This is a genomic window from Curtobacterium sp. KBS0715 (genome assembly GCF_005938005.2).
Lineage (GTDB): Bacteria > Actinomycetota > Actinomycetes > Actinomycetales > Microbacteriaceae > Curtobacterium > Curtobacterium flaccumfaciens.
In genome coordinates this window covers 1911037-1937439 of the sequence record NZ_VCCA02000001.1, presented here as the reverse complement: position 1 = coordinate 1937439, position 26403 = coordinate 1911037, and the positions used below count along the sequence as shown (strand labels likewise).

The following is a 26403-nucleotide window of genomic DNA, read 5'->3' as shown; positions in this document are numbered from 1 at the left end:
TGACCGACCGGTACGCTCACTGCATGCCCGCGTTCAGCCCGGACGACCCCCTCAACATCCGACTCGAACTCGAGTCCGTGCCCGTCGGGTCCCCCGCCTCGGTGGTCGCCCGACAGCTCGTCTCGCTGCTCACCGCCGGCGAACTGGCCCCCGGCTCACGGCTGCCCTCGGAGCGGGTCCTGTCCGAGCGGCTCGGCGTCGGACGCTCGGCCGTCCGTGAGGCCCTCGCCGCCCTCGAGATCCTGGGCATCGTGCAGATCCGCCCCGGCTCGGGCACCTACCTGCGCGGAGGCACCTCGGACCTGCTTCCGACGACCCTGTCGTGGGGTCTCATGCTCGCGTCGAACCGCACCCGCGAGCTGCTCGAGATCCGGTCCTCACTGGAGCGCACGGCCGCGATCCTCGCCGCGCAGCGCGCCACCGACGAGCAGATCACCGAGCTCGGCGAGTACCTGGTCCGGCAAGAGGCGACGCTCGACGACCCGCAGGCCTTCATCGACGCCGACGTCCGGTTCCACGTCCTGCTGGCGCGGGCGTCGGGCAACGACGTGCTCGCCGACCTGCTGCAGAGCCTGCGCTCGATGCTGAGCGTCTGGGTCGCGCGGCGCGTGCAGACCCGGCAGGCGACCGAGGCCGCCTTCCACGAGCACCGCGCCGTCTTCGAGGCGTTGCGTGCCCGCGACGTGCCAGCCGTGCAGCGCGCGATGGACGCGCACATGGCCACGGCGAGCGCACGCATCGAGCACGCCGAGCCGCTGCCCGCCGACGAGTAGCGGGCGCGCGCGGTCGCTCGCTCGCTCGCTCGCTCGTTTCGCTCGCTTCGTGAGCAGGAATGGTCGGGTTCGTCGAGCCGACCCGACACCTTCTGCTCACGATCGGGGCGGACGGGAGGCCCGGCGTGTGCCCGCCTCGCACGGTGCGGTGTTGCCGGGTCGGCAACACCGCTTGGGTCCGGCCCGGCACGTGCGCTGGAGTAGCTGCATGCACACCCACCACGACGGCTCCGCCGCCGGATCTGCCACCGATGCCACTGCCGCGCCCTCCGCCCGGGACTGGTGGGAGGCCCGCTACGCCGAGCGCGACGGCATCTGGTCCGGCCGGGTGAACGCCGTGCTCGCCTCGGTGACGTGGGGGTTTCCGGTGGGGCGGGCGCTCGACCTCGGCTGCGGTGAGGGCGGCGACGTGGTGTGGCTCGCCGAGCAGGGCTGGGACGTGACGGGCATCGACCTGTCCGTGACGGCGCTCCGGCGTGGTTCGCGGGCTGCCGTCGCCACCGGAGTCCAGGAGCGGACGGCGTTCGTCGCCGCGGACCTCGGCCGGTGGGACACCGCCGCGCGGTTCGACCTGGTGACGGCGTCGTTCCTGCAGTCGTGGCCGGTGGAGATCCCCCGAGCCGACATCCTGCGTCGGGCCGCCGGCTTCGTCGACGTCGGTGGGCACCTGCTCGTCACCGCACACGCCGCTCCCCCGCACGACGACCTGCCGCCCGAGCTGCGGGAGTACCGGTTCCCTGCGCCGGCCGACGACCTCGCCGCCCTGCAGCTCGACGACCGGTGGGAGGTCCTGGTCGCCGAGGTCCGGCCGCGCACCGCGACGACGCCCGAGGGTGATCCACACGAGGTGCTCGACAGCGTCGTGCTCGCCCGGCTGATGCGCGGGTAGCGTCGGTGGCGTGAGCACCGACGACGGCATCCGCGCACTCGTCGTGGACGGTGTCGAGGTCGCCGTCGAAGGCAGCGGCGCCGGCACGATCGCCACGTCGTCCCCTCGGCCGTACCTGCACCCGGTCCGGACCCTCGGCGGCACCGTCGTCAGCGCGCACCACCCCGGCGACCACGACTGGCACTGCGGTGTCGGCGTCGCGATCCCGGACGTCGACGGCGTGAACTGCTGGGGCGGCCGGACCTACGTCGAGGGGCTCGGCTACGTGTGGCGCGACGACCATGGCTCGGTCGATGTCGTGCACGCGGAGCAGCACGTCACGATGTCCGCCGAGGCACTCGTCTGGCGGGGTCCGGACCGCACGGTGGTCCTGCGCGAGGACCGCACCCTCGGCTGGCGCGCGGTCACCAGCGGGTGGGAACTGTCCTGGTCGTCGTCGTTCCGCACCCCGGGTGACACTCCGGTGCACCTCGGGGGCCCGGGCAGCAACGGCCGGACCGGAGCCGGCTACGGCGGCTTCTTCTGGCGGTTCCCCGAGTGCACGGGGGTCGCCGTCCGGACCGCCGACGCCGAGGGCGAGACCGCCGTGCACGGCTCGGTCACACCCTGGATCACCTGGTCGGCGGTGTTCGACGGCGGTCCGGCGACGATCCGGATCGAGGCCGTCGACCACCACGACCCCTGGTTCGTCCGCGCCGAGGAGTACCCCGCCATCGGCTCGGCGCTGGCGTGGGACACCCCCGCCGTCGTGCAGCCCGGCGAACCGCTGGTCCGCTCGTTCCGCGCGACGATCACCGACGGCGCTACGCTCGCTGGATGAGCACAGGGGACTGGGAGTCACGCGTCGCGGCGCTGTGGGACGACGAGACGATCGACGACCAGCAGCGGATCGAGCGGATGCGCGACCTCGCCGCCGACGCTCCGCACGCAGCGCTCGGCGCGTTCGAGCTCGGGGGTGCCTTCGACTCAGGCGGACACGAGGCCGATGCCGACGTGCAGTACGCCGCCGCGACCGCAGCCGGCCTGGACTCCGTCGACCCGGACCGAGCCGCCCGGATGGTCGTCCAGCACGCCTCGACCCTGCGGAACCTCGGCCGGATCGACGCGGCCATCGCGATGCTCCGCGACGCGCCGGAGCACCCTGCCACCGGGGCGGCACCGCGGGTGTTCCTCGCGCTCGCCCTGCACAGCGCGGGACGCTCCGCCGAGGCGCTGCGCGTCGCGATCGAGGCCGTCGAGCCGACGCTCCCGCGGTACCACCGGTCCGTCCGTGCCTACGCGGCGGCCCTCACCGAGGACTGACGCGCCTCAGGCGATCGCGACCTCACCCCGTGCGAGCAGTGCACGGGCCCGACCGGCGTCGGCAGCCGGTGGTCGGCCGTGCAGCGCGCGGTAGTCACGCGAGAAGTGCGAGGCGCTCCGGTACCCCACCGCCGCCGCAGCCTGGGCGGCGGTGTCGCCGAGCACGATCATCCGCCGCCGGGCCTCCCCCAGACGCAGCCGCCGCAGGTACTGCACGGGGCTCATGCCGGTGACCTGCCGGAAGCGTGCGAACAGTGTCGACTCGCTCGTCCGGACCGCCGCGGCCAGGCCCGCCACCGACCACGGGTCCGCCAGCCGTTCCGTGAGCAGGGCGGTTGCCGCGGCGACGACGTCGCCGTCCCGGTTGCCGATCGCGGCCAGGATGCGCGGTGCCTGGTCCGTCTGCAGCAGGCGGAGCACCACCTCGCGGGTGACGAGCGGGGCGAGGACGGCCATGTCCTCCGGAGCATCGAGCAGTCCGACGAGTCGGGCGAACGCGTCCGCCAGGGGCGGGGTCCAGCTGCCGAGTCGTGCCGGCGGCGCCTCGTCCTGGTGCGGGCGGGACATCGCCGTCGCGACCTCGGCCACCACCGCGGGGTCGAGCTGCCAGACGACCGCGACGAACCCCGCGGGTGGTTCGACCTCGACCACCCCGGCGATCACGGGCAGGTCGACGGGCGTGATGATGAAGCGTTCCCGACCCCAGAGCTGGTCGTCATCCCCCACTATCGAGCGCTTCCGACCGGCGAGCACCACCGACACCGACGGCGTGTAGCGCTGGTACCCGAGGTCGGTCGGACGGTCCACTCGGGCCAGGCGGAGGCCGAGCCGTCCGGCGCGCTCCGTGTCGTCGAGGTGGGCGAGGACGCTCTGCAGCGCACGGTCCAGCCGGTCCGAGGTGACGTCGTCCATGTGCCCATTCTGTCGAGGCATCCGGCGCGAGTGGTGCCCGTGCGGGATCCGGCAAGCACTCCGGAGTCCTGGGCAATCACCGCCGGGTCCGTCGGACCGAGCATCGGAGCATGCAGACCAACGAAGCACTCCTCGACTCCCTGACCACCGACGACCGACTGGCCGGCCGCACCGCGCTGGTGACCGGCGCCTCGAGCGGCATCGGTGAAGCCGTCGCCCGTGTCCTCGCCGCCTCCGGCGCCACCGTCGCGGTGGCGGGCCGTGACCCGGAGCGCACGCAGGCCGTGGTGGACACCATCACCGCGTCCGGAGGCACTGCCGTGGCCGTGATCGGCGACCTGAACACCCACCCCGACGCGGTCCGTGACCTCGCCGCCCGCGCCACCGAGGCCCTCGGCGGCCGGGTCGACGTCCTGGTCAACAACGCCGGTGTCTACCCGGTCGGCCCCACCGCACTGCTCGCCGACGACGACGCCGAAGCCCTCTGGGCCACGAACGTCCGCGCGCCGCACGTGCTGGTCGGAGCGCTGGCTCCTGCGATGGTCGAACGCGGCTCGGGCGTCGTCGTGAACATCGGCTCGTGGATGTCCCGCGTCGGCGTCCCGTTCACGGCGCTCTACCCGGCGACGAAGGCCGCGGTCGAGCAGCTGACCCGCGCCTGGGCAGCCGAGTTCGGACCGCACGGCGTCCGGGTGTCGACCGTGTCGCCCGGGGCCACCGCGACGCCGGGGAACGCGGACTCGCACGACGTCCTCGCGCAGATGACGGCGGGCACCCCCGCCGGAGCACCCGTCCGCCCCGTCGACGTCGCCTTCGCCGTGCGCTGGGTGACCTCCGACGAGGCGACCTTCGTGCACGGCGCCACGATCGACGTGGACGGCGGCCTCGCCGCGACCCGCCTCGGCTGAGCGCGCCCCGCACGAGCGGGCGGAACACCCGGGTCGTGCTCGGTGCAACCCCGGCTTTTCGCCCGCTCGGCAGCGCCAGCCGCCCCGCGCGAACCCCCACCACCACGAACGGGCGGAACACCCGGGTCGGCACACGGACGCACCCCGGCATTTCGCCCGCTCGGCGGGAGTCGGTCAGCCGGGCATCGGATCCGCGAGTGGTCACGACGCACCGCTGGCAGGTGGTCGAGCGGTCACGGACCGTCGCGCGGGAGCGCGCCAGTCGACGGATCGTGACCGCTCGGCGGACGGCGTGGGCGCGGCGGTGGGCGCGACCACCACGCGGTCGGGAGGCGCGGTGCGGGCTGGCACCGGGCCTCCCGTCAGGCGGTGTGGTCGCCGACCACCCGTGGGACCGGCAGCGAGTCGCTGGTCGTCCGCAGGGACTCCTGGCGGATCTCGAGCTGCGAGACGGCGAGCGCCGCCAGGTCGCGGAGGTTCGCGAGGTCGTCCTCGGTGGCCTGCCGCGGGCGGGTGTCGAGGACGGCGAGGGTGCCGATCGGTGCGCCGTCGTGCTTCACGAGCGGGACGCTGACGTAGAAGCGGATGCCGAGCGGGCCGGTGACCAGGGGGCTGTTCCGCATCTCGGGGTGCGCGGAGCCGTCCGGGATCACGACGGGGACGGGGACCGGGGCGAAGCCGTTGCGGAAGCTGATGCTGCGGGCTGCCTCGTCGATGCCCTCGGCGATGTACGACTGGGACCACTCGCGGTCCTCGTCGAGGACCTCGACCAGGGCGATCGGTGCGTCGAAGAGCCGTGCGGCCATCGCCGTGGTGCGCTGCAGCGACTCGTCGGGCAGGCTGTCGAGGGTCGCCGGGCGGTCCGTCTCGGGGCGCGTCGGTACCTGGGCCGTCTCGTCGGTCGGCTCGACCACGTGGTCGCTGGTGGCGGTCTCGGCGATCACGACGTCGCGGAGCATCGTGACCAGCTCGGCGCCGAGCGGACGGGCCGCGGGGTCCTGCGCGGTCATGGCACGGAGCAGGTGCTTCCAGTGCTCGGGCAGGGGCTCGGGGACCACGGGGTCGCGGGACAGCCGGGCGACGGCGGACTCGACGAGCGAGCCCGGGAACTCGCGGCGGCGGGTGAAGCACTGCAGCAGCACGAGGCCGAGCGAGTAGACGTCGCTCGGCGGGCCGACCTCGCCGCCGCGCGCCTGCTCGGGGCTGAGGTACGCGGCGGTGCCGGTGGTCACGCCGTCGGCGGTCAGGCGTTCGACGCCTGCGGCGAGCGCGATGCCGAAGTCGGTCAGGCGCGCGCGGGCCCGGTCGGAGCCGTTGCCGTAGTCGACGAGCAGGATGTTCGACGGCTTGATGTCGCGGTGCACGACGCCGTGGGCGTGGATGTAGTCGAGCGCCTCGGCCATGTCGTAGCCGATCTCGGCGATGTGCCGCGAGGCGAGCGGGCCGACGGCCAGGCGCTCCTCGAGGTCCTGCCCGACGACGAGCGACATCACGATGTAGCGCTGCTGCGTGCCGTCCTGCCCGGTGACGACACCGGCGTCGAGCAGGCTGACGAGGTTGTGGTGCTCGAGCGACGCCAGCACGCCGAGTTCGGCCTCCTGCCGGGCGATGTCGACGATGCCCGCGTGGAAGAGCTTGATCGCGACCGGGCGGTGCAGGCTCTCGTCCACACCCCGGTAGACGACGGACATGCCGCCCTGGCCGATCGCTTGCTCCACGCGGTACCGACCGTCGAGCAGCGGCGCGCTCGCGTCGTGTTCTTCCGTCGGGATCATCCAACCCTCGTTCTCGGCTCCGGCACCAACGATGCATCTTCGCATCCCGACGGGTATCTCGTTGACGGGCGACGTTTCGCGGCTGAACGGGGCCGTGCGGCGGCGCGCCGTGCGGCTTGCAAGACACCGGTGTTCGCGGGTCGAGCACGCGCACACCGCGGTTCAGCCTGCGAACACCGGTGTTTTGCGGGTCCACCCCGTCAGCGGCGCGTCGCGACCGTGCTCACGCGGAGGTCCTCGAAGGTGCTGGTGAAGCCGGAGCCTCCGAGCGAGATGAGCCCGACGCGGGGTGCGCTGCCGAGCTCCGCCGTCCAGGTCCCGCCCCGGACGAAGTGCCGACCGTCCAGGCTCGTGTACGCGGTGTACCGGTCCTCACCCCGGACCTCGCGGTGGACGATCCGGAGCGTGGTGGTGTCCCCGACCGGACCGACGACCATGTTCCCGTAGCTCGGCGCCCCGGCCGGTTGCCCGGACACCTGCTTGCCGAACTCGGTCTGTCGCGTGTTGAAGATCGAGTTCGACGTGAGCCGGACGTAGTTGCCGTCGTCACCCCAGACGATCAGGCCGCCCTGCACGTAGTTCAGGCCGTCGCCGGTTGCCGGAGTGTCCACCCCGACCGTGGTCTGGAGCACGTAGTCCCCACGGGGCGCCGGTTCGGACAGCACCGATGCGAGCGGCGTCGCGGGCGGGTGGATGTCGGCGTCCTGCGTCTGCCAGCGGAACGTGCCGTCGGCGACGGTCCAGGTGGACGGGTCGGGCGCTCGCGTCCACGTGAGCGCGGCGGGCAGCGCCCCGGGCTCAGTCCCCGGCAGCGAGGCACCGTCGAACGAGGTCGACAGCGCGCGGATCGTCCGACCCGGCACGTCGACCGGGGCGGTGGACGCCCGGTAGGTCGGCCGTTGCCCGGGCTGCGCGACCGGCCCCGGCTGCACCGTGTCGGACGGCCCTGCACCACCGCGGACGACCGGCCAGCCGCCCTGCCAGTCGAGCGGGTCGATCAGCGCCGGCCGCTTCGTGTAGGTCGGCTGCCCCGCGTAGTACGGGTCGGTGCGGTCGGCCGCGTGGTAGATGATCCAGTCCTGGCCGGCGAAGTCGGTGACCACGGTGTTGTGCCCCGTCCCCACCCAGCGGTTGCCGTTCTGCGCGAGCAGGGGCGTGCCGCCGACCCGGGTGCTCGTGATCGCCACACCGTCGCGGTCCGTGAACGGCCCGAGCGGGCTCCGTGACCGGGCGACGAAGACGCCGTAGCCGGTCAGGGCGCCGTTGCAGCAGTTCGTGGCGGAGCCCGTGAAGTACCACCAGCCGCCGTGCCGCATCAGGTACGCGCCCTCGTAGCGGTTGTCGATCGCGATCTGCCGCTCGGTCGACGGGTCGGAGCGCAGGCCGTCCGCGCTGAGCCGTCGGACGTTCACGCCGCCGAAGTAGCTGCCGAAGTACAGGTAGGTCGTGCCGCCGTCGGTGATGACCTCGGGGTCGAAGGCCCACCGCGCGCCGTCGCCGTTCGGCGCGGTCTGCGGTGCCACGACCGGTCCGCCGGAGTCCTTCCACGGACCCGTCGGGCTCGAGCTCGTCGCCACCCCGACCGCGGAGCCGCCGCCGCTCGGCCCCGTCGCCGACGGGGTGTCCGACGCCGCGTAGTACAGGTACCAGGTGCCGGCCCGGCCACGGTCTCCGGTGCGGTACACGACGTCCGGCGCCCAGATCCCGTTCGCGTCGCCCACCCAGGCGGGCTTCGTCGGGAACGCGTCGTTCACGTACGTCCAGTGGGTCAGGTCGGTCGACCGGTACGTGGGCACGGCGTGCTGCACGAGGGACCCGTCGGGGTTCTGCTCCGTCGTGGTGAGCGCGTCGGTGGTGCAGTACAGGTACCAGTTGCGGTCGCGTCCGGCTCCGTGGATCACGGTCGGGTCCGCGCAGCTCGCGGCCGTCTGCCCGTCGGGCAGGCTGAGCGCGACCGGGTTCTGGTGGTTGGGTGCCGTGCGGCCGTGCCGGCTGGCGGCGCTCGACGCCACGGTCGTGGTGGTGGTCGCCCGGATGGTTCCGCCCGGCACCGCGGACGCATCCGCTGGTGCAGCCTGGAGGCCCGTGGTCGCGACGCCGAGGAACGTCACGACGGCGAGGAGTGCGGTGGACGATCGGCGCATGCCTGACCTGCTCTCGTCGTTGAGGGAGGTGCTGCTGGAGGGACTGCGGGTGTCGACGGGCGACGTGCGCGAGCGTACGCTCGGCTCGACGAAGGAGTCATGCCATGCCCGCGAGGTTCGTCTACTGGATCAACGTCTCCGTCGACGGGTTCGTCGAACGGGCCCCCGGCGAGCACGACGGCCTGGACGGACCCGACTGGATCCGGATCGACGAGCCACTGCACCGTGAGTTCAACGCCCGCGCCGCCGCGATGACCCTGTCCGTCGAGGGCCGCGTGGTGCGCGACATGATGGACCCGTTCTGGCCCGACGCCCGGCACGACGAGTCGATGCCGCAGTACCTGCGCGAGTACGGCGAGATCTGGACCGCGCAGCCGAAGGTCCTGGTGTCCCGCAGCCGGACCACCGCCGACCACGACACCCGGGTCATCGGTGGCGACGGCGACGCGATCACCGAGCTGGCTTCGATCCGTGCCGCCGGCGAGGGCGACATCGGCGTGGGCGGACCGAGCATCGCGAGTCAGCTGCTCGATGCCGGGCTGCTCGACGAGGTCATGCTCTTCACGCACCCGTCGGTGCTCGGCGCCGGTCGGCCGCTGTTCGATCCGCCCCGCTCGGGGCACCGCCCGCTCGTGCAGCTCGACCTGCTCGAGCAGCAGCGCTACGACAACGGCGTCACCCTGCACCGGTACGACGTCCGGCGGTCCTGAGCGCTCGGTCAGTCCTCGACGCGCTCTGCGCCGATCACGCGGACGTTCCAGGCGCTGTCGCGGTCGCTGTCGAACCCGTTGAAGGAGATGCTGTCGACGTCGGCACGCCAGGTCCGCCGCAGGTCGATGCGTTGCGCTCCGTCGCCGCAGGGCATCGACTCGGTGATGTCGTTCCGCGACGTGCTCCCGGAGACGACCGTGACGGAACCGCTCATGTGCCCGTCACCGAAGCACGAGAACTCGAGGTGGTCGACCGTTTCCGGGTGCGCGAACGTGATCGTGATGCCACGGTCGATCTCGTCGTCGTTCCCCGTCGCGCTCTGCCCGGCGGATTCCGGGGCGTACATCGCACCGAGATCCCGGTCCGAGTCGGTGGCCATCTGGCGCTTCTCCCAGGCGTGCAGCGCGGCCTCGTCGACGGGCGGCGGCCCGGCGCAGCCGGCCAGCAGCAGCACGCCCGCGATCGCGGGCAGGAGCAGGGCGGGGACGGAGCGCACGCTGTGAGCCTAGTGACGCGGTGGACCCGCACCGCGGAACGACGGGAGGCGCGGTGCCGGCTGGCACCGCGCCTCCCGGCCGTGGGGTGGTCGCGTCAGACGTCGCGACGGCGCGCGAGCGTCAGGGCGAGGCCACCGATGACCAGGACCTCGGCCGCGAGGACGCCGAAACCGCCCCATCCGTTGAGCACGACCCCGCTGTTGTCGGCCTCGCTCGCGCCGTCGTACGCGTAGGCGTAGAGCTGGCCGCCGGCCATGTCCGGCAGGAACGCGGCGATGTTCGTCGGCCACTCGACGTTCATCAGCCCGGCCATCAGGCCCAGCACCACCGGCAGGACCAACAGGATGCCGAGCGTGATCGCGATGCCGCCGGCGCTCGAGCGGACGAGCAGACCGATGCCGTAGGCGAGGAGCGCCAGCAGGGTCAGGAAGACCGACGAACCGAGGATCGGCATGAAGACCGACGGGTCACCGATCTCCGGCTCGACACCGTTGCCGGCGAGCAGCGGGAGCGAGATGAGGACGCCGATCCAGGTGGCGACGGCGCTGACCACGAACGTCGTGACGGCGAGGACGGTGGCCTTCGCCAGGATCACGCCGGTGCGACGGGGGTCGGCGGTGAAGGTCGAGCGGACCTGGCCCGTGCCGTACTCACCGGTGATGATGAGGACGCCGAGCACGCCGACGACGAGCGACGAGAGCAGGACGCCGACGGTGTTGGCGTTGACGAACGTGCCGTTGGCGATGTCCGTCGGCAGGTCCTGCCCACCGCTGTTCGTGTTCGCACCGACCAGCGCGGCCATGCCGATCGTGACGACGACCAGGATCGCGTAGCACCAGAACGTGGACCGGATGCTGCGCAGCTTGATCCACTCGCTCCGCACCAGGTGCGGGAACGACAGGCGGGTCGAGCCGCTCATCCGGGTCGACGGCGTGGTGGGCGAGGTGGTGGCGCTCATCGGGTGCCCTCCGATCGGTACTCGACGTCGTCGCGGGTGAGGGCCATGTAGGCCTCTTCCAGGCTCGCGCCGGTCGGGGTGAGTTCGTGCAGGGGGACGCCGGCCTGCGCGGCGATGTTGCCGACCGTCGGGGCGTCGGGCCCGACGACGAGGAACGATCCGTCCTCGCGCTGGGTGACCGCGGCGTTCGGGCCGATGGCGGTGAACAGGCCGTTCGGGTCCGGCGTGCGGACGATGACGCGACTGACGGCGGCATCGGTGCCGGCAGCGGCGCCACCACCGGCGACGAACTCGGCGATCGGGGCGTCGGCGAGGACCTTGCCCCGGCCGAGCACCACCACGCGGTCGGCGGTCTGTGCCATCTCGCTCATCAGGTGGCTGGAGAGGAACACCGTGCGGCCGTCGGCGGCCATGCGGCGGGCGAGCTGACGCACCCAGAGCACGCCGTCGGGGTCGAGGCCGTTGACGGGCTCGTCGAGGATCAGGGTCTTCGGGTCACCGAGCAGTGCGGCAGCGATTCCCAGGCGCTGCCCCATGCCGAGCGAGAACCCGCCGACGCGCTTCTTCGCGACGGAGTCGAGGCCGGTCATGTCGATGACCTCGTGCACGCGGGACTTCGGGATGCCGTGGGTCGCCGCGAGGGAGAGCAGGTGGTTGTAGGCGCTGCGCCCCGAGTGCACGGCCTTCGCCTCGAGCAGGGCGCCGACCTGCCGGAGCGGGTCGCGGAAGCTCGTGTAGGACTGGCCGTTCACGGTGGCGCTGCCCGATGTGGGCCGGTCGAGCCCCATGATCATGCGCATCGTGGTGGACTTCCCGGCGCCGTTGGGCCCGAGGAAGCCGGTCACACTGCCGGGACGCACGACGAAGGAGACGTCGTCCACGGCGGTCTTCGGACCGTACTGTTTGGTGAGATGGCTGACTTCGATCACGGCCTCGACGCTACGGGAGTGCGCGGCGTCGCCGCGTCCGCCGCTGGGGGGAGATGTGTGCTCCCACAGGGTGACGCGGGGGCGGGCGGGGTCGCGCGGGGTGCGGGCGGGGCGCGCGGGTTTTCGCGCTGGGCGACAGTTCACGCGCGCGGCCGGCCGTGAGGTGTCGCTGGACGCGAAGTGATCAGGCGGGGTGGTGCGCCGGGCGCTCGTCGCCAGGGTCGCGAGCGAACGCGAGGCTCTCCTCGATGATCGACAGCACGACCGCGAGTTCCTCGACGTTGCGCGGGCCGTAGACCATGAACTCGGTCCCGTGGTCCTCGTACTGGTGCGGGATCGCCCAGCCGAGCTCGGTCAGTTCGGCTCCCCGTGCGACCGGGAGGCAGAGGTGGACCGAGGTGTCCTCGACGCCGTGCAGGTGCACGGGCTCGAGTCGTCCGTCCGGCGCCAGTGACGTCCACGGGACGAAGTGGTCGCGCTGATCGCGCAGGAACAACGCGCGTGACGACGCCGGCGACACCTGGCTGTGCCCCTCTTCGACGCCGGGCAGCGCGACGGCGCTCCCGACGAGCGCTCCCCACAGTTCCGGCGTCGCGCGGTCGGTGAGCTGACGCTGGGGACCGGCGTCGGACACGGCGGGCCGTTCGCCGCGGCGGATGGACCTGATCATTGCTCGACGATACCGTCTCGGCCGGGCTGCATCGCTCCTGTTCGCGCCCTCACGAGGACGGGGAAGCGTCCGCGTCGACCTCGTACGCCTCGAACCGGGCATCGGCGAGGAGCGCGTCGACGAGCGACCGCGACCCGGCGACGATCGTCGAGTCCCAGTCGATCTCGGTGGCGAGCACCCACTCGTGCCCCTCGGGCCAGAGCATCTGCGGGGTGTGCCCGACCTCGACGTACGTGCCCACGCGGGCGTCGTCCGTCCAGGACGGGTCGCTGAGCTGCGGCAGGGACATGGAGAGCAGGAAGCACTCGCGGGCCGGCCACAGGAAGCGCGGACCCGCGAGCGACTCCCGGAGCGCAGCCTGCTCCCGCCGGTGCTGCGCCTGCCTCCGGTCGATGTGCGCCTGCATCTCCACGCGCTCGGCCGCCGTCGGCTCGCCGCTCCCCTGCCACCCGAAGCCCAATGTCGACGTCCCGTTCAGGTCGCCCCATCCGTCCCAGATCGCCCCGACCAGGTCGTCCGGGGTCGACGTCGCCTCGGCGAGGAGCTCGGTGAGCGCGGCGAGTTGCCTCGGCTCGTACCAGCCCTCTTCGGGTGGATGGACGACCCAGCCGTCGTCGAAGGGCAGGTCCGACTCGTCGTCCCGACCGCTGAGCGTCTGCCACGACACGAGCGGGTCGATCGTCCGACGGGTGCGCTCGGCGACGTCGGCCCAGCGCCACTCGGCCGACTCGAGGACCGGGTGCTCGTCGTACTCGTCCACGGTCGTCCGGTCCTCGCGATCCGCTCGGAGCGGGTGCAGGATCCGGGCGTAGGCCTCGAACCCGGTGCCCGCGACGCCGCCGAACGAGGCGAACGAGCCGGCCCGGGCCAGCAACCAGTCGCCGCGTGAGGCGTCCTCGATCAGTTCCACGTGTCGAGCCCAGGGTGCCCGTGCGGGTCAGCTCGCCTGCGGGCGGGGCGCGCGGAGGCCGGGGAACTCGTCGTCGCGCCACTCCCCCTCGGCGCGCGTGCCGTTGCTCACCGACTGCTCCTCGCGCTCCCGGAGCTCCACGCGGCGGATCTTGCCCGAGATGGTCTTCGGGAGCTCCGCGAACTCGACGCGGCGGACGCGCGCGTAGGCGGGGAGAGCCGTGCGTGCGTACTCCAGGACCTGTCTGGCGGTGTCGGCCGACGCCTCCCATCCGGTGGCCAACGTGACGTACGCCTTGACGACGTTGAGACGGGCGTCGTCGGGGGCCGGGACGACCGCGCTCTCGGCCACGGCCGGGTGCTCCAGCAGGGCACTCTCCACCTCGAACGGCGACACCTTGTAGTCCGAGGACTTGAAGACGTCGTCGGTGCGGCCGATGAAGGTCAGCTCACCGTCGGCGTCGCGGACGGCGATGTCGCCGGTGTGGAAGAAGCCGTCGCGCATCGACGAGGCCGTGCGGTCGGGATCGCCGAGGTACTCGGCCATCAGGTTGACGGGCCGCTCGGTGAGGTCGAGGCAGACCTCACCCTCGTCGCCCGGTTCGCCGGTGACGGGGTCGAGCAGCGTCACGGTCACGCCGGGGAGCGGCTTGCCCATCGCGCCGGGCGTCACGGCGGCACCCGGGGCGTTGCCGATGATCGCCGTCGTCTCGGTCTGCCCGTAGCCGTCGCGGATGGTGAGCCCCCACGCCGCCTCGACCCGGCCGATGACCTCGGGGTTGAGCGGCTCGCCGGCGGAGATGAGCTCGCGGAGCGCGCGCGGCTTCGCGCCGAGGTCGGACTGCAGCATCATCCGCCACGCGGTCGGCGGCGCGCAGAACGTGTTGACCTCGGCCCGCTCGAGCTGCGCGAGGAGTGCAGCCGGGTCGAAGCGCGCCGTGTTGTGGATGAACACGGTGGCCTCGGCGATCCACGGCGCGAAGAAGCAGCTCCAGGCGTGCTTGCCCCACCCGGGCGAGCTGATCGTCAGGTGCACGTCACCGGGCCGGACGCCGAGCCAGTACATCGTGCTGAGGTGTCCGACCGGGTACGACGTCTGGGTGTGCACGACCATCTTCGGCTTCGACGTCGTGCCGGACGTGAAGTAGACCAGGCACGGGTCGGTCGTGCGGGTGACGACGTGGGGACGGACCTCGTCGGCAGGAGCGGGCTCGCCCAGGTCGCTCGGGTACTCCGTCCACCTGTCAGCGGGACCGCCGATCACGATGCGCGTGAAGGACCCGCGGACGTCGTCGTACTTGTGCGTCTCGCTCCGGTTCGTGACGACGTGCGCCACGGAGCCCCGGTCGACGCGGTCCTGCAGGTCCGCGGTGTCGAGCATGGTCGACGTCGGCAGGATGACCGCACCGAGCTTGATCACGGCGAGCATCGTCTCCCAGAGCTCGAGCTGGTTGCCGAGCATGACGAGGACGTGGTCGCCCTGCTGCACGCCGAAGTCGTGCAGGCGCGCGGCGAGCCGATCGGACCGTGCGGCCATCTCGGCGTAGCTGAGCCGCTGCTCACGACCGTCCTCCTCGACGATCCAGAGCGCAGTGCGGCTGTTGTCGGTCGCGATGACGTCGAACCAGTCGGTCGCCCAGTTGAACGTGTCGCCGACGTCCGGCCAGCGGAACCCGGCGCGTGCCGCTTCGGGAGAGTCCGCGGCGAGGAGCTGGTCGCGGGCGGCACGGTACGCGGCGGTCGGGTTCACATCAGGCACGGACCGATCATGCCGCATCCGGCCCGGCACGCTCACGAACACCGGCGTCAGCGCCCGGTCGCCCGGCCGCTCCCCCGCACGACCGCACCGAGCACCCGGATCGTCTCGTCGGTGTCGACGTGCAGGTGCGCCCCGATGCCGAGCGCACGTGCGGCCTCGATGTTCTCGGGCACGTCGTCCACGAAGAACACCTCGTCCGGATCCGCCCCGAGGCGCTCGAGGGTGATGCGGAACGCCCCTGGTTCGGGCTTGTTCACGCCGATCTCGTGGGAGTAGCAGATCGGGTCGAACACCGCCGAGAACCGGAAGCGCCGCTCCTCTTCTTCTCGAGCGCCGTCGCCCGAGTTCGACAGGATCGCCAGGCCGATCGTGCCGCGGAGTCCGGCGAGGAAGTCGTACAACGGCTGGTTCAGGGTTCCGCAGTACGCATCCCAGAAGTCGGCCCGCATCACGGCGAGCTGATCGGCCCCGAGTTCGAGCGCTGTCCCGATCGCACCCCAGTAGCGGTCGACGACGCCGGTCTGACGGGAGGCGTCGGGCAGGTCGGCCGCGACGAGGCGAGCGGAGAAGTCGTCCGTCGTCATCCCGAGACGCTCGGCCCACCGCGCCCGGAAGCGTCCGGGCCAGGCGGCGTCGTCGACGAGCTCGAGGACGCCGCCCACGTCGGACAGCAGCCACCGCACGACGGGCCCCGTAGCCCCGGCCGTCCCGCCGCTCACAGCGATCCCCGCAGCTGCCGGATCATCTCGATCTCGAGTTCGCTCGGATCGAGGACGTACGCCTCGGTCGCCCCCGTCGGCTCGTAGCCACGTCGGGCGTAGAAGGCCTGTGCACGGGTGTTCCCCTCGTGCACGTGCAGCCGCAGTGCCGATCCGTGTGCAGCCGCCCACACCTCGATCTCGTCGAGCAACGCATCGGCGACGCCGGCGGGACGGCCCCGGTGCGACGGTGCGACGTAGACGCCGACCAGGAGCGGCCCGACCCGGGGTCCGGGTACGAACACCCCCATCGTCCCGAGCCACCGGCCGTCGGCACCGATCGCGGCGAGGGTCGTCCCGCCGACGTCCTGCTCACGGCGGCCGCGTCGGCGCCAGTCACGCTCCTGCATGCGCTCCGCGTCGGCGAGTCGCTCCCCGTACGCCTTCGGGGTGTCCCGGAGCATCTCGAGCCGCAGTGCCCGCACGGACTCCCAGTCGTCCTCCGTGGTCGGTCGGATCGTCGTTCCCCGCATGACCCGAGCCTAGGGGCGACAGGCCCGGAGAACTCGTTCCAATCCGACTGGCGGACGACGCCGAATCACCTGCAACGACCGGGAAACACCCGGAGCGCTCACCAGCCGCACATCGCTGGTTCTCCACCCCACCAAGGGTGTGTTCGGCGCGCACACAGCAGCCGCGCCGAGCGCGACAACAGCAAAGGACTGATCACGATGCGTAAGAGCCTCAAGACCTCCATCACCCTCGCCACGACCGGCGCCCTCGTCCTCGGCGGTGCCGCGTTCGGGATCTCCTCCGCCCAGGCCGCGACCCCGAACGTGCACACGGTGTCCTCCTCGTCCGAGTCGAAGATCCCCGCACCCGTCGCCTCGGTCCCCGAGGTCCTCGGTGGCTCCACCGCCGTGAAGCTCGACTCCGGCTTCACCGACGCCCTCACCGCCCTGAAGCTCACCCCCGGCGTCTCCGGCGACGCGACCCTCGCCGACGGGTCGGTGTCGTTCCCGATCACCGCCGGGTCGGTCACCTACTGGTCGCCCGACGGCAACTACCGCCCGTACGTGCAGGGCCTGCTGAACCACGACGACTCGGGGCTGACCCTGAAGGCCGGCGACACCACCGTCACGCTGGAGAACTTCGTCGTGAACCCGGGCTCGTCCAAGCTCTACGGCGACGTCCTCGTCAACGGCAAGGTCGCCGCGGCCAACGCGTTCCTATTCGAGCTGCACGGCGGCTCCCTCAAGCCCCTCCAGCTCGAGGGCGACAACGCCATCCTCACCGGCACCACCGTCCACATCTCCGAAGACGCCGCCGGCCTGCTGAACAAGACCTTCGGCACCGACGCCGTCAAGCGCGGCCTCCTCGTCGGCACCGCCACCATCACCGCACAGATCAAGTAACACCCCGCACCACCACAGTCGGCCCGGACCACGCAGCAGCGCGGTCCGGGCCGACTTGCGTCGGTTGCGGTGGACGTGAGGAACGACGGACTGGAGGCGCGGTGCCAGACCGCACCGCGCCTCCAGTCCGTCCCGTCGGCGCTTCCACAGCCCCACCGCGTGCGGTGGCGACCGCTGCTAGGGTCGTCGCAGGCCACGGGAGGGGTGACCGATGGGGGATCTGCAGGTCGACGAGACGACGCTCGATGCGCTGACGAACGCCTTGACGCCGGTACCGCAGGCGGTCCGGCTCGACCGGGCCATCAGCGATCCGCGAGAGGACGCACTCGGGTCGGCCGAGGTCGCAGACGCACTGGGGACGGCCGGCACCGCCATCACCGACCGCGCCGAGGTGCTCGCGCAGTCCCTCAGCGCCATCGGGCAGTACCCGCGCGACGTGGCAACGAAGATCTCCGCGGTCGAGGACGACCTCGCGGGCCGGTCTGGCGGTCGCTGATGTCCTGGACGACCACCGACCCCGGAACTGGCGACACCGCCGCCGTCGCGGCGCTGGCGACTGCGCGACGCACCAAGGCTGATGACCTGCAGGACGTCGAACGGACCCTGCGTGACATCGCGAGCGACGGCCAGAGCGCCGACTGGAAGGGACGCGCGAAGGAACCGTTCCTGTCGAACATCGGCGATTTCAGCGCGGACACGATGATGCTCCGGGCTGCGCTCGTCGAGCAGGCGTCCGCTCTGGAGCGGTACGCGATGGACCTCGAGGCGGTGCAGCAGGAGCAACAGCGGCTCGAGACCGCCCGGGCTTCGGCCGCAGCGGCTCTCGCGTCCGCCCAGACTGCGTCCGAAACGGCTCGCGACGCAGCACGCTCGGCTGCGAAGGACGCCACCACGACACCCGAGGCGGGCGCTGGACTGCAGTCCACCGCGAACCGGGCCGACGACCAGCTGTCCCACGCAGTCGCGACGACCCGGTCCCTCGACATGGAGTGGGACGCCCTCGTCGAGCAGCGTCGTGCGGCCGACCGGCGGTGCATCGACGCGCTCTCGGCCCGCCGGGCGAACGGACTTCCCCAGAAGCTGAGCGGGTCCGACATCGCGAGTGCGACCCCGTTGACGCTGCTCGCCCTGCTCCAGAGCATGGGCGCTGATGAGGCAGCAGCGTTCCTGAAGGCCCACCCCGAAGTCGTCGAGACCATCCAGCAGGCCGACCCCGGCGCGGTGCGTGCGTGGTGGCAGTCGCTCGGGAGCGGCGACGACGGAACCCTGTCCCCCGAGCAGCAGGCACTCATCGCAGCAGTGCCGTCGGTGCTCGGCGGACTGAACGGCCTCCCGCCCGCGGCGCGCGTCGCGGCGAACAAGAACCTCGCGGAGAACCGCCTCTCGGCCGTGCAGTCTCGGCTCCAGGCGCTCCGACTGGCTCTGGCCTGGTCAGAGGCGCTCTCCGGTCGGACCGACACGTCGACCAAGGACGAGATCGACCGGCTGGCGCTCGAGGAGAAGTACCTGCTCCGGGTCACGGCCGAGCCGCCGAAGACCCAGCTGTACCTGTACGACCCGGAGGACCATCGGATCATCGAGATGATCGGCACGCCGTCGCCGGACACGGAGCACGTGATCACGTACGTGCCGGGGACCTTCAGCAATGTCGAGTCCTTCTACAACGGCAGCGTGCAACAGGTCGGCAAGTGGTTGCACAACCAGTCGCCCGATGACACGGTGGTCCTCGTGGCGAAGGACGGCGTCTTCCCCGGCGAGGAGACCCCTGGGCCAGCCGGCGTCAACGAGGCGAACGACCCCGACTTCGCACTGGCCCCGGCTGAACGACTCCGCCAACTGTCAGCAGGACTGGATGTGGACCCGAACCTCGCGAACACGCAGCGAACTGCCATCGGACACAGCTGGGGTCTGGCGAACATCACCACGTCCGAGACCCTGGGGACCCAGTACGGGCAGGTCACATCGTTGTCCGGAGCGGGTATGCCGCCGACCTGGCAGCCCAACCCGATGACGACCTACACGGACCACTCCTACTACGACATCCTGCAGCTCGGGCAGGGCACCCGACAAGTCTGGGACGGCAACAATCCACGGTGGAACCCGGCGTTCGGCCACGACGAGTACTACGGTCCGGCACCGACCGACGTGAACCCGTACGATTTCGGAAACCTGATGGACCAGCACAACAAGGTCGCACGCATCGAGGGCAATCGCGCCGTCCTCGACCAACTCGCCGAGGAGATCTTCGAGTGACCACCCGCTCCGCCTGGTTCGTCGCGGGTCTCGTGACGACGTTCGCACTGTCCATCACTGCCTGCGCTGGAGGACCATCGATGAAGGAACAACACGAGCCGGGCGCAACCGCCTCGGTGTCCCGGACAACTGCCGAACGTCGCACGACGGAGATCCAGGACCGGGTGATCGGTGCGATCCCGGACGACGCGGTCGCCAGCAGCCGCACGATCGACTGGACGCTGCTGGCCTGCTCGGACACCACTGTTTCGGCAGCGGGCGGCGCCGCCATCACGCTGGCGCGCCCAGTGGACGTCGATGAGACCTACGACGCGATCACCGCCGCTGTGCGGGACGACGGGTACACGGCCGCCACTGACACGACCGGCAAGGGCGCGAAGCGACTGACGCTCACCGGGAAGAACGACGACCAGTACCTCGTCACGATCTACAACGACACCAAGAAGGTCCGGTTGTCGTCGTTCTCGCAGTGTTTCCCGGGTTCGTTGAACGACGACTGAGTGAACGCCCGCCTCGGCGGCCGTGGAGATGTGGCAGCCCGAACGACAGGCCACCTACACGGACTACTTCTCGGTCGACTTCCTCCAGGTCGGGCAAGCGACGGGCGGGTGTGGGACGGGAACGGTCCTCGCCGGAACCCTGCGTTCGGCCACGGCGAGTACTGCGGCCGCCGCCCGAGGGCGTCGACTTGTACGATTCGGGAACCTCATTGACCAGCATGACAAGGTTGCTCGGATCGAAGGAAACCAGGACGTCCTCGACGACCTCGTGGAGGAGATCTTCCTGTGACCAGACACCCGGCCATCTCATCCGCCATCGGGGCGATCATCGCCCTCGCACTGACCGCATGCACCGGAGGGCAACCCACGACGGCAACACCGACGACCTCATCGAGTTCCGATCAAGCGGAGGTCCGCGCTGCGGCCGAGGAGCGCACGGGTGCTGTGCAACGAAAGATCGCCGACACGTTCGACGCCGAGAAGGTTTCGTCTGAGGCGACTCGGAAGTGGGTACTGCTCGCATGTTCTGATTCAGAGGTGCAGTCTGCCGGCGGCATCACCCTGCGGCTGACGGAGTCAGAAGCAGCGGATCCCGCGTACGGCAAGATCCGGTCCGAGTTCTCAACGGACTCCTCGTTCACTGCCGAGACGGAACGGACCGGCAAGGGCTTCGAACGGCTCGCGCTCAGCCGCGGTGCTGGCGAGCGATACCTGGTCACCGTCGACAACGGGTCGCTGACCGTCCGGATCGCTTCGTTCTCGTCCTGCTATCGGGGCTCCCTGTCCGAGCGTTGATCACACCGATGCGCTGGAGGCCCATGCTTCCGGGACCGCAGTTCTCGAGGGGCCAGCGTCGATCTGAGCGAGTGAACGCCGAGCTCGTTTCGGGCTGAGCGACACCCTGCGTGGTTCACCGGGCGTGAGCTGTCGTTCGGCGCGAGATCACGGCCCGAGCTCGTGGTGCGCAGGGCCGGAGCCCCTGCCGAGACTCGGTTCCGCGGACACGTTGCGGATGCCGGGACCCGCGAGCTGTCCGGCAGGGCGAGACTCCGTCGACCGCGGCCACTCCCGCAGCGACGAGCAACGCCCCGACCGGAACGGTCGGGGCGTTGCTCGTGGTGGTGCCGATCAGCGGATGATCGAGATGTTGTCCGCCTGCGGGCCCTTCTTGCCGGGCCCGATCTCGTACTGCACGTGGTCGTCCTGGGCGAGCGGCCGGGAGCCGGTCGCCGCGACGATGCTGGAGAAGTGCGCGAACAGGTCTTGGGACCCGTCGTCGGGGTGGATGAAGCCGTACCCCTTGCTGTGGTCGAACCACTTGACGGTGCCCGTCGGCATGGCGGTCAGCACGGCGTCAGTGGATGCGCAGCTGCGCGACCATCGGGCACGCGAAGGGGTCGCGGGCGGCGAGGCCGACGCGGTTGAGGTACCGGACGACGATGCCGTAGGAACGCAGCAGCGTCGTCTCGGTGTAGGGCACGTCGAGGGTGTCGCAGTGGTCGCGGACGAGCAGGCGGGCCTGCTTCAGCGCCGGACGCGGCATCGACGGGAACAGGTGGTGCTCGACCTGGTAGTTCAGGCCACCCATCAGGAACGACACCCACCAGCCGCCACGGATGTTGCGCGAGGTGCGCACCTGGCGGGAGAAGAAGTCGACCTTCGCATCGTGGGCGATCGTCGGCATGCCCTTGTGGTTCGGGGCGAACGAGGCACCCATCATCACGCCGAACACGGCCAGCTGCACCCCGAGGAACGCACACGCCATCCCGAACGGCAGGAACCAGAACACGACCGTCAGGTAGATCGCGAAACGCGCCACCAGCAGGGCGCCCTCGATGAGGCGGTGCTTCTTGTCGGCCTTGGTGCCGTTGCCGGTGACGATCGACATCACTGCGTAGCGGTGCAGGTTCAGGCCCTCGAGCGTGAGGAGGGGGAAGAAGAGCCACCCCTGGAAGCGCATGAAGGTCTTCATCGCGCCGCCCTTGACGGCGGCGGCGTCCTCGGGCAGGAACCGGATGCCGTCGGGGGCGATGTCGGGGTCCTTGCCGACGGTGTTCGGGTTGCCGTGGTGGCGCGTGTGCTTGTTCATCCACCACGAGTAGCTGAGGCCCACAAGGAACGTGCCGAGCCAGCGGCCCGCGCGGTCGTTCCACTTCTGGGACTCGAACACCTGGCGGTGGGCGGCTTCGTGCGACAGGAACGCGAACTGTGTGAACAGCACGCCCAGCGCGCCGGCCACGATGAGCTGGAACCACGAGTCGCCGAGGAACGCGAACGCGACCCAGGCGAGGGCGAGGCTGCCGACGAGTGCGCCGAACAGTGCCCAGTAGAAACCGGTACGACGGCGCAGGAGGCCGTTCTCCTTCACCTGCGCCAGGAGCGCGGAGTAGGTCGAGGTGCCCTTGCGGGCCCCCGTAGCGGGACGAGTGCGGGTGTAACCCGGAGCGAGCGGAGTGGTGGTCATGTGGACCGCCTTCCGGTACGGATCGGTCCTTCAACCGGTTCGAGGGAGTTCACGCGATTGCGCTTGCGGCGACCCTAGGGGCCGAACTTGCGTGTTCACCGTGGTGTCCGGAACACGTTGCGCGGTGCACGAACTCAGCCGGCGTGACGCTCCGGACCGTCTGCGCACCGGCCGGACGATGCACGCAAAGTCTGCCCCGGATACTCCCCGAAACGGCGGAAGTACGTGCCCGAGAACCGCCCCAGGTGCCGGAAGCCCCAGGCCATCGCGGCTTCGCTCACGCTCGTCTCGTGACGGCCGCTGGATTCGAGGGCCGCGTGCACCCGGTCGAGCCGCATCTGCAGCAGGAACGTCATCGGCGAGACACCGTGCTCCCGCATGAACGCCGTCTGCAGGGTCCGCGGACTCACGCCCACGGCGTCGCAGATGTCGGCGAGGCAGAGCACCTGATCGCAGTGTCCGTCGAGGTAGGCCTCGGCCAGCTCGACCGTCGACGGGATCGCCGCACGGCGGAGGACAGCGGCCGTCCGGACGCCGAAGGCTCCGAGCACGGCTTCGACCAGCGCGACCTGCGCGGCGTTCCGGGTGCCCGAGGTGAACCCGTCGCGCGTCGCGGTGACGGCCACCTGCTCGACGCACCGGCGCAGGTGTTCGAGCGCCGCGACGGCGGGCTCGGCACCCCGGGTCGGCAGTTCGGGCGCTGCGGCTCCCAGCGACGAGCACACCTGGTCGAGGAGCGCCCGGTCGATGCTCACGAGCTGCAGCGTGCCCTTCGGGGCGCGCACCGAGAACTCCCCGGACGTCGGCATCAGGACGGGCGTGCCCGGGCGGGTCTCGAGGACGACGCCGTCCTCGACGGCGATGTGGACACCGCCGGTGCTCGACCACCCGACGACGATGCGGTCGATGGGCTCGAAGACCCCGGAGAAGCCGGAGGTCGTCGACGCTGTGACGAGGCTCACGCAACCGTCGCGGCGGGTCCGGTAGCGGAACCGGAACGGCAGCCGGAAGGCGTCGTCCTCGACGTCGAAGCGCACGTCACGGCCGTGCCCGGCCTGGGCGAGCAAGCGCGCGGCGAAGGCCCGGTCGGTACCGGATCGTTCGGTGCGCCGGCATTGGGCGTCGATCCGCGCGGTGACGGTCCGGGCGGCGTCGGTCCCGTGGACCGCGGTCAGCACGGTGCCTCGTCGACGTGCTGTCCGCAGCGGTGTTCGAACCAGGCGCGAGCGTCCTGCAGGCTCGCTCGCCGGTCGTGCTCGTGCAGTGCCGCCATGAGCGTGCAGTCGAAACCCTCCACCGTGCGCTCGATGAAGCCGAGGAGCATGTCCGGGTCCCCCCATGCAGCTGCGGCGTCGACGACCCGCCAACACCCGGCGTCGACCGGCTGCACCCGGATGTCGGTCGGGTCCGTCGCGGCGAGCGCACGGATCCGGTCTGTGTGGACGACCTGCTGCCAGACGGCGGCCTCGGTCATCACGGTCGTGGATCCCTGGCGGTGTCCCATCGCGCCTCCCTGTCGGTTCGATGTGGCGCACCGATTTCGACGGCGGTGCACGAGACACTTTCAGTATCGACAGGACGATTCCGGTCATGTCAGGGGTTGACTTCTCACCGCGCAAGGTGCACCACCTGGGGCCTCGGTCGGAGCCCTGGGAGCGCGCCATCGGCGGGTCCCGTACGGTCGGCACATGAGCGACGGGAGCAGCGCGACCCAGGACGGCCCGCCCCGACTCTCGCGTGCGGTCCGGGATGCGATGCGGTTCGTCCACGAGCAGGCTGCGACGCACATCACCGTCGCCGACGTCGCCGCGGCAGTGCAGCTGTCGCCGCGGAGCCTGCAGAAGCGGTTCCAGGCCGAGATCGGGCAGTCTCCGGGGATCTTCCTTCGCGCAGTGCGCCTCGAGGGGGTCCGACGTGACCTGCAGGCAGCGTCGGCAGCGCCGGACCGACGGACGATCGCCGAGATCGCCGAGCGCTGGCAGTTCAGCAACGCGGGCCGGATGGCTGCGGCGTTCCGCGCGGCGTACGGCATCGCGCCGTCGTCGGCGCTGCGCTCCTTCGTGCCCGAGGACGACGAGGACGGCGAGGACGGCGCACCGAGCCTGTCGGACCGGAACCAGCGACGCTTCCGCCTGGTGCTCGACTGCGAGGTCGACGTCGACGACGCGAAGGCGGTGCTCGCCGGTGCCCTGCAACGCGCGGGGGCCGGTCCGTGGCGCGATTACCGACCGGATGGGGGCAGCGAGGACCTGATGGCGTTCCTGCTCGGCAACGCGGTGCGGACGGCGGTGCGTGAGACCCCGGGTGTGAGCCTCGTCGCGCTCGATGCGATGCTGCGGGTGCAGGACGAGCAGGGGTCGTACCCACCCGCAGAGCTGCCGGCCTGGCGCGCCGGCCCACCGCCGAACCTGCCTGCGCCGTCCGGATCGTCCGACACCGACCAGCGCGTAGGATCGAGCGACGGCAGGGAAGGCGCCCATGGATGACGCATTCGAGCGTGCACTCCGTGCGCTCCGGTCGGCAGAGATCGCCGACGACGAACTCAGTCGGCCGTTCGCGCTCGCGCTGCCGATGGGCGGTGTCTCGATCTCGACCTTCGGTGACCTGTGCCCGAGCGAGACCGTGTCCGCGACCGACGAGGTCGCCACCCGGATCGACGAGATCCAGCTCGACCTGTCCGAGGGACCGTGCTGGACCGCGCTCGCGACCGATGCCCCTGTGCTGGAGACGGATCTCGTGCAGCGTCCGAACGCCGCGTGGCCCGCCTTCAACGATGCCGTCCGGAGCGAACCCGTCGGCGCGGTCTTCGCGTTCCCGGTCGCCTTCGGGCCGTTCCCGCTCGGCGCGATCGACGTGTACGTGACGGAGCCCGCGACGATCGAGGACGACACCGTGCGGCAGGCGATGACCCTCGCCTCGGCCGTCAGCCGCCGGGTCCTGCGCCGGGCACTCCGCTCCATCGCGGACGAGGACGACGCCCTGCTCGACCGCAGCCCGTCGTCGCGGCGCGTGGTGCACCAGGCCACCGGGGTCGTGCTCGCGCAGCTCGACATCAGCCCCGAGGACGCCTACCTGCTGCTGCAGGGCCACGCCTTCGCCCGTCGGACGACGATGCGGCGGGTGGCGGAGGAGATCCTCGACGGCACGGTCCGGTTCGAGAAGCGAGGCGACCTGATCGAGGAGGCCCAGTGACGACGGCAGGCAGAGAAGCCCGGATCCTCGAGACGTTCACGTCACTCACCGACACCCTGGTGGACGCCTACGACGTCGTGGAACTGCTGCAGACCCTGGTCGAGACGTGCGCCGACGTGCTCGGCATCGACGCCGCGGGCATCCTGCTGGCGAACGACGACCAGGAGCTCGAGGTCGTGGCCTCCACCTCCGAGGCGACCCGGCTCGTCGAGGTGCTGCAACTCGATGCCGAGGCCGGCCCCTGCATGACCTCGTTCGCGACCGGACGGGTCGTGACGTGCCCGGACATCGAGATGGCTCCGGCGGAGTGGGCGATGTTCCGCACGGGAGCACTCGAACTCGGGTTCCGGTCGGTGCACGCCGTCCCGCTCCGGCTCGGGAGCAACGTCATCGGCACGCTCAACCTGTTCGGTGCAAGTGTCGGTGTGCTCGCGGAGTCGGACCTGCGCGTCGCCCGGGCCCTGGCGGACGTGGCGACGATCGGTATCCTGCACGAACGCTCCCTGCGCGAGCACGAGGTCGTCCGCGCGCAACTGCAGCGGACCATCGGGTCGCGCGAGGTCATCGAGCAGGCCAAGGGCGTCGTGTCGTACCTGCGCGGCGTCTCGATCGAGGACGCCTTCGCGGTGATCCGCGGGTACGCGCTCGAGCACCACGAGCCGCTCTCCGAGGTCGCCCGCGCGATCGTGCAGCGCCGACTCGTCCCCTGACGACCACGAGCGAGCACGGCCCGGCCGGTCCGACG

29 protein-coding genes are annotated in these 26403 nt (G+C 71.2%); 14 read left to right on the top strand and 15 right to left on the bottom strand.

The window, feature by feature from the left end; all coding sequences use genetic code 11:
* The first annotated feature begins 23 nt into the window (after window positions 1-23).
* From FFG40_RS09335 to FFG40_RS09320, 4 genes are all read left to right on the top strand, one after another.
* Entirely contained in the window at window positions 24-773 is a 750-nt protein-coding gene (locus FFG40_RS09335; protein ID WP_111047760.1) for a FadR/GntR family transcriptional regulator, read from the top strand.
* A 208-nt stretch (window positions 774-981) separates the two neighbouring features.
* Window positions 982-1662 (top strand): bifunctional 2-polyprenyl-6-hydroxyphenol methylase/3-demethylubiquinol 3-O-methyltransferase UbiG, encoded by a 681-nt coding sequence (locus tag FFG40_RS09330; protein WP_138802984.1) that lies wholly within the window; start codon window positions 982-984, stop codon window positions 1660-1662.
* 10 nt (window positions 1663-1672) lie between these two features.
* Entirely contained in the window at window positions 1673-2482 is an 810-nt protein-coding gene (locus tag FFG40_RS09325) for a PmoA family protein (RefSeq protein WP_138802983.1), read from the top strand.
* Window positions 2479-2964 (top strand): tetratricopeptide repeat protein, encoded by a 486-nt coding sequence (locus tag FFG40_RS09320; protein ID WP_071246354.1) that lies wholly within the window; start codon window positions 2479-2481, stop codon window positions 2962-2964. Before FFG40_RS09325 ends, FFG40_RS09320 begins: the two co-directional genes overlap by 4 nt.
* A gap of 6 nt (window positions 2965-2970) precedes the next feature.
* Here the strand turns inward: FFG40_RS09320 and FFG40_RS09315 are convergent, their stop codons facing one another.
* The gene (locus tag FFG40_RS09315; protein ID WP_138802982.1) at window positions 2971-3876 is read right to left on the bottom strand and encodes an AraC family transcriptional regulator; all 906 of its coding nucleotides are present in this window, start codon (window positions 3874-3876) and stop codon (window positions 2971-2973) included.
* Window positions 3877-3986: 110 nt separating this feature from the next.
* On the opposite strand from FFG40_RS09315, the gene FFG40_RS09310 reads away from it, so the two are divergent.
* Window positions 3987-4784 carry an SDR family NAD(P)-dependent oxidoreductase gene (locus FFG40_RS09310; RefSeq protein WP_138802981.1) on the top strand — a complete coding sequence of 266 codons (798 nt, stop codon included), beginning with the start codon at window positions 3987-3989 and terminating at the stop codon, window positions 4782-4784.
* Window positions 4785-5146: 362 nt separating this feature from the next.
* Here the strand turns inward: FFG40_RS09310 and FFG40_RS17115 are convergent, their stop codons facing one another.
* Window positions 5147-6559 carry a GAF domain-containing serine/threonine-protein kinase gene (locus FFG40_RS17115; protein WP_185974150.1) on the bottom strand — a complete coding sequence of 471 codons (1413 nt, stop codon included), beginning with the start codon at window positions 6557-6559 and terminating at the stop codon, window positions 5147-5149.
* Window positions 6560-6759: 200 nt separating this feature from the next.
* Window positions 6760-8703 (bottom strand): family 43 glycosylhydrolase, encoded by a 1944-nt coding sequence (locus FFG40_RS09300; protein WP_138802980.1) that lies wholly within the window; start codon window positions 8701-8703, stop codon window positions 6760-6762.
* 104 nt (window positions 8704-8807) lie between these two features.
* Here FFG40_RS09300 and FFG40_RS09295 point away from each other — a divergent pair, with 104 nt between their 5' ends.
* Window positions 8808-9413 carry a dihydrofolate reductase family protein gene (locus tag FFG40_RS09295; RefSeq protein ID WP_138802979.1) on the top strand — a complete coding sequence of 202 codons (606 nt, stop codon included), beginning with the start codon at window positions 8808-8810 and terminating at the stop codon, window positions 9411-9413.
* Window positions 9414-9421: 8 nt separating this feature from the next.
* Here the strand turns inward: FFG40_RS09295 and FFG40_RS09290 are convergent, their stop codons facing one another.
* The 8 genes from FFG40_RS09290 to FFG40_RS09255 all read right to left on the bottom strand — a co-directional run bounded on the left by FFG40_RS09290 (window position 9422) and on the right by FFG40_RS09255 (window position 16367).
* A complete protein-coding gene (locus tag FFG40_RS09290) occupies window positions 9422-9910 on the bottom strand; it encodes a hypothetical protein (protein ID WP_138802978.1) in 489 nt (162 codons plus the stop codon).
* A gap of 95 nt (window positions 9911-10005) precedes the next feature.
* Window positions 10006-10869: an ABC transporter permease gene (locus FFG40_RS09285; protein WP_138802977.1), complete on the bottom strand. Its 864-nt coding sequence runs from the start codon at window positions 10867-10869 to the stop codon at window positions 10006-10008.
* Window positions 10866-11798, bottom strand: a complete 933-nt coding sequence (locus FFG40_RS09280) for an ABC transporter ATP-binding protein (protein WP_138802976.1) — start codon at window positions 11796-11798, stop codon at window positions 10866-10868. Before FFG40_RS09280 ends, FFG40_RS09285 begins: the two co-directional genes overlap by 4 nt.
* 184 nt (window positions 11799-11982) lie before the next feature.
* Window positions 11983-12468, bottom strand: a complete 486-nt coding sequence (locus tag FFG40_RS09275; protein WP_221935165.1) for a luciferase family protein — start codon at window positions 12466-12468, stop codon at window positions 11983-11985.
* A 49-nt stretch (window positions 12469-12517) separates the two neighbouring features.
* Window positions 12518-13378, bottom strand: a complete 861-nt coding sequence (locus FFG40_RS09270) for a hypothetical protein (RefSeq protein ID WP_138802975.1) — start codon at window positions 13376-13378, stop codon at window positions 12518-12520.
* Window positions 13379-13405: 27 nt separating this feature from the next.
* Complete coding sequence (locus FFG40_RS09265; RefSeq protein WP_138802974.1) at window positions 13406-15154, bottom strand: AMP-binding protein; 1749 nt, start codon at window positions 15152-15154, stop codon at window positions 13406-13408.
* 29 nt (window positions 15155-15183) lie between these two features.
* Window positions 15184-15855 (bottom strand): HAD-IA family hydrolase, encoded by a 672-nt coding sequence (locus FFG40_RS09260; protein ID WP_138802973.1) that lies wholly within the window; start codon window positions 15853-15855, stop codon window positions 15184-15186.
* On the bottom strand, window positions 15852-16367 hold the full coding sequence (locus FFG40_RS09255) for an N-acetyltransferase (RefSeq protein ID WP_138802972.1): 516 nt from the start codon (window positions 16365-16367) through the stop codon (window positions 15852-15854). Before FFG40_RS09255 ends, FFG40_RS09260 begins: the two co-directional genes overlap by 4 nt.
* A gap of 198 nt (window positions 16368-16565) precedes the next feature.
* On the opposite strand from FFG40_RS09255, the gene FFG40_RS09250 reads away from it, so the two are divergent.
* The 5 genes from FFG40_RS09250 to FFG40_RS09230 all read left to right on the top strand — a co-directional run bounded on the left by FFG40_RS09250 (window position 16566) and on the right by FFG40_RS09230 (window position 20797).
* Window positions 16566-17249: a hypothetical protein gene (locus tag FFG40_RS09250; protein WP_110865654.1), complete on the top strand. Its 684-nt coding sequence runs from the start codon at window positions 16566-16568 to the stop codon at window positions 17247-17249.
* A gap of 211 nt (window positions 17250-17460) precedes the next feature.
* Complete coding sequence (locus FFG40_RS09245) at window positions 17461-17745, top strand: hypothetical protein (RefSeq protein WP_138802971.1); 285 nt, start codon at window positions 17461-17463, stop codon at window positions 17743-17745.
* A complete protein-coding gene (locus FFG40_RS09240) occupies window positions 17745-19502 on the top strand; it encodes a hypothetical protein (protein WP_138802970.1) in 1758 nt (585 codons plus the stop codon). Before FFG40_RS09245 ends, FFG40_RS09240 begins: the two co-directional genes overlap by 1 nt.
* Window positions 19503-19582: 80 nt before the next feature.
* The gene (locus FFG40_RS09235; RefSeq protein ID WP_138802969.1) at window positions 19583-20002 is read left to right on the top strand and encodes a hypothetical protein; all 420 of its coding nucleotides are present in this window, start codon (window positions 19583-19585) and stop codon (window positions 20000-20002) included.
* 285 nt (window positions 20003-20287) lie between these two features.
* Entirely contained in the window at window positions 20288-20797 is a 510-nt protein-coding gene (locus tag FFG40_RS09230; protein WP_138802968.1) for a hypothetical protein, read from the top strand.
* Window positions 20798-21130: 333 nt separating this feature from the next.
* Here the strand turns inward: FFG40_RS09230 and FFG40_RS09225 are convergent, their stop codons facing one another.
* The 4 genes from FFG40_RS09225 to FFG40_RS17110 all read right to left on the bottom strand — a co-directional run bounded on the left by FFG40_RS09225 (window position 21131) and on the right by FFG40_RS17110 (window position 23970).
* Window positions 21131-21352, bottom strand: coding sequence for a cold-shock protein (locus tag FFG40_RS09225; protein ID WP_309146757.1), 222 nt, complete (start codon window positions 21350-21352; stop codon window positions 21131-21133).
* Window positions 21353-21356: 4 nt separating this feature from the next.
* Window positions 21357-22466, bottom strand: a complete 1110-nt coding sequence (locus tag FFG40_RS09220) for an acyl-CoA desaturase (protein WP_111235189.1) — start codon at window positions 22464-22466, stop codon at window positions 21357-21359.
* 134 nt (window positions 22467-22600) lie between these two features.
* Window positions 22601-23644 carry an AraC family transcriptional regulator gene (locus FFG40_RS09215; protein ID WP_185974149.1) on the bottom strand — a complete coding sequence of 348 codons (1044 nt, stop codon included), beginning with the start codon at window positions 23642-23644 and terminating at the stop codon, window positions 22601-22603.
* A complete protein-coding gene (locus FFG40_RS17110; RefSeq protein ID WP_185974148.1) occupies window positions 23638-23970 on the bottom strand; it encodes a hypothetical protein in 333 nt (110 codons plus the stop codon). Before FFG40_RS17110 ends, FFG40_RS09215 begins: the two co-directional genes overlap by 7 nt.
* A gap of 184 nt (window positions 23971-24154) precedes the next feature.
* On the opposite strand from FFG40_RS17110, the gene FFG40_RS09210 reads away from it, so the two are divergent.
* The 3 genes from FFG40_RS09210 to FFG40_RS09200 are packed head-to-tail and all read left to right on the top strand — an operon-like array spanning window position 24155 to window position 26368.
* Window positions 24155-24952, top strand: a complete 798-nt coding sequence (locus FFG40_RS09210) for a helix-turn-helix transcriptional regulator (RefSeq protein ID WP_138802966.1) — start codon at window positions 24155-24157, stop codon at window positions 24950-24952.
* Window positions 24945-25658: a GAF and ANTAR domain-containing protein gene (locus tag FFG40_RS09205; RefSeq protein ID WP_138802965.1), complete on the top strand. Its 714-nt coding sequence runs from the start codon at window positions 24945-24947 to the stop codon at window positions 25656-25658. The genes FFG40_RS09210 and FFG40_RS09205 overlap by 8 nt, the downstream gene beginning before the upstream one ends.
* On the top strand, window positions 25655-26368 hold the full coding sequence (locus FFG40_RS09200; protein ID WP_138802964.1) for a GAF and ANTAR domain-containing protein: 714 nt from the start codon (window positions 25655-25657) through the stop codon (window positions 26366-26368). Before FFG40_RS09205 ends, FFG40_RS09200 begins: the two co-directional genes overlap by 4 nt.
* The last annotated feature ends 35 nt before the right edge of the window (window positions 26369-26403 follow it).

What these genes read in the sequence shown, in the direction of transcription:
- FFG40_RS09330 (WP_138802984.1), top strand. Translation starts at nt 982, where the DNA reads ATGCACACCCACCACGACGGCTCCGCCGCCGGATCTGCCACCGATGCC.
- FFG40_RS09275 (WP_221935165.1), bottom strand. Translation starts at nt 12,468, where the DNA reads ATGATCAGGTCCATCCGCCGCGGCGAACGGCCCGCCGTGTCCGACGCC.
- FFG40_RS09205 (WP_138802965.1), top strand. Translation starts at nt 24,945, where the DNA reads ATGGATGACGCATTCGAGCGTGCACTCCGTGCGCTCCGGTCGGCAGAG.
- FFG40_RS09320 (WP_071246354.1), top strand. Translation starts at nt 2,479, where the DNA reads ATGAGCACAGGGGACTGGGAGTCACGCGTCGCGGCGCTGTGGGACGAC.
- FFG40_RS09235 (WP_138802969.1), top strand. Translation starts at nt 19,583, where the DNA reads ATGAAGGAACAACACGAGCCGGGCGCAACCGCCTCGGTGTCCCGGACA.
- FFG40_RS09240 (WP_138802970.1), top strand. Translation starts at nt 17,745, where the DNA reads ATGTCCTGGACGACCACCGACCCCGGAACTGGCGACACCGCCGCCGTC.
- FFG40_RS09210 (WP_138802966.1), top strand. Translation starts at nt 24,155, where the DNA reads ATGAGCGACGGGAGCAGCGCGACCCAGGACGGCCCGCCCCGACTCTCG.
- FFG40_RS09245 (WP_138802971.1), top strand. Translation starts at nt 17,461, where the DNA reads ATGGGGGATCTGCAGGTCGACGAGACGACGCTCGATGCGCTGACGAAC.
- FFG40_RS09250 (WP_110865654.1), top strand. Translation starts at nt 16,566, where the DNA reads ATGCGTAAGAGCCTCAAGACCTCCATCACCCTCGCCACGACCGGCGCC.
- FFG40_RS09255 (WP_138802972.1), bottom strand. Translation starts at nt 16,367, where the DNA reads ATGCGGGGAACGACGATCCGACCGACCACGGAGGACGACTGGGAGTCC.
- FFG40_RS09300 (WP_138802980.1), bottom strand. Translation starts at nt 8,703, where the DNA reads ATGCGCCGATCGTCCACCGCACTCCTCGCCGTCGTGACGTTCCTCGGC.
- FFG40_RS17110 (WP_185974148.1), bottom strand. Translation starts at nt 23,970, where the DNA reads ATGGGACACCGCCAGGGATCCACGACCGTGATGACCGAGGCCGCCGTC.
- FFG40_RS09285 (WP_138802977.1), bottom strand. Translation starts at nt 10,869, where the DNA reads ATGAGCGCCACCACCTCGCCCACCACGCCGTCGACCCGGATGAGCGGC.
- FFG40_RS09315 (WP_138802982.1), bottom strand. Translation starts at nt 3,876, where the DNA reads ATGGACGACGTCACCTCGGACCGGCTGGACCGTGCGCTGCAGAGCGTC.
- FFG40_RS09265 (WP_138802974.1), bottom strand. Translation starts at nt 15,154, where the DNA reads ATGCGGCATGATCGGTCCGTGCCTGATGTGAACCCGACCGCCGCGTAC.
- FFG40_RS09295 (WP_138802979.1), top strand. Translation starts at nt 8,808, where the DNA reads ATGCCCGCGAGGTTCGTCTACTGGATCAACGTCTCCGTCGACGGGTTC.
- FFG40_RS17115 (WP_185974150.1), bottom strand. Translation starts at nt 6,559, where the DNA reads ATGATCCCGACGGAAGAACACGACGCGAGCGCGCCGCTGCTCGACGGT.
- FFG40_RS09335 (WP_111047760.1), top strand. Translation starts at nt 24, where the DNA reads ATGCCCGCGTTCAGCCCGGACGACCCCCTCAACATCCGACTCGAACTC.
- FFG40_RS09220 (WP_111235189.1), bottom strand. Translation starts at nt 22,466, where the DNA reads ATGACCACCACTCCGCTCGCTCCGGGTTACACCCGCACTCGTCCCGCT.
- FFG40_RS09310 (WP_138802981.1), top strand. Translation starts at nt 3,987, where the DNA reads ATGCAGACCAACGAAGCACTCCTCGACTCCCTGACCACCGACGACCGA.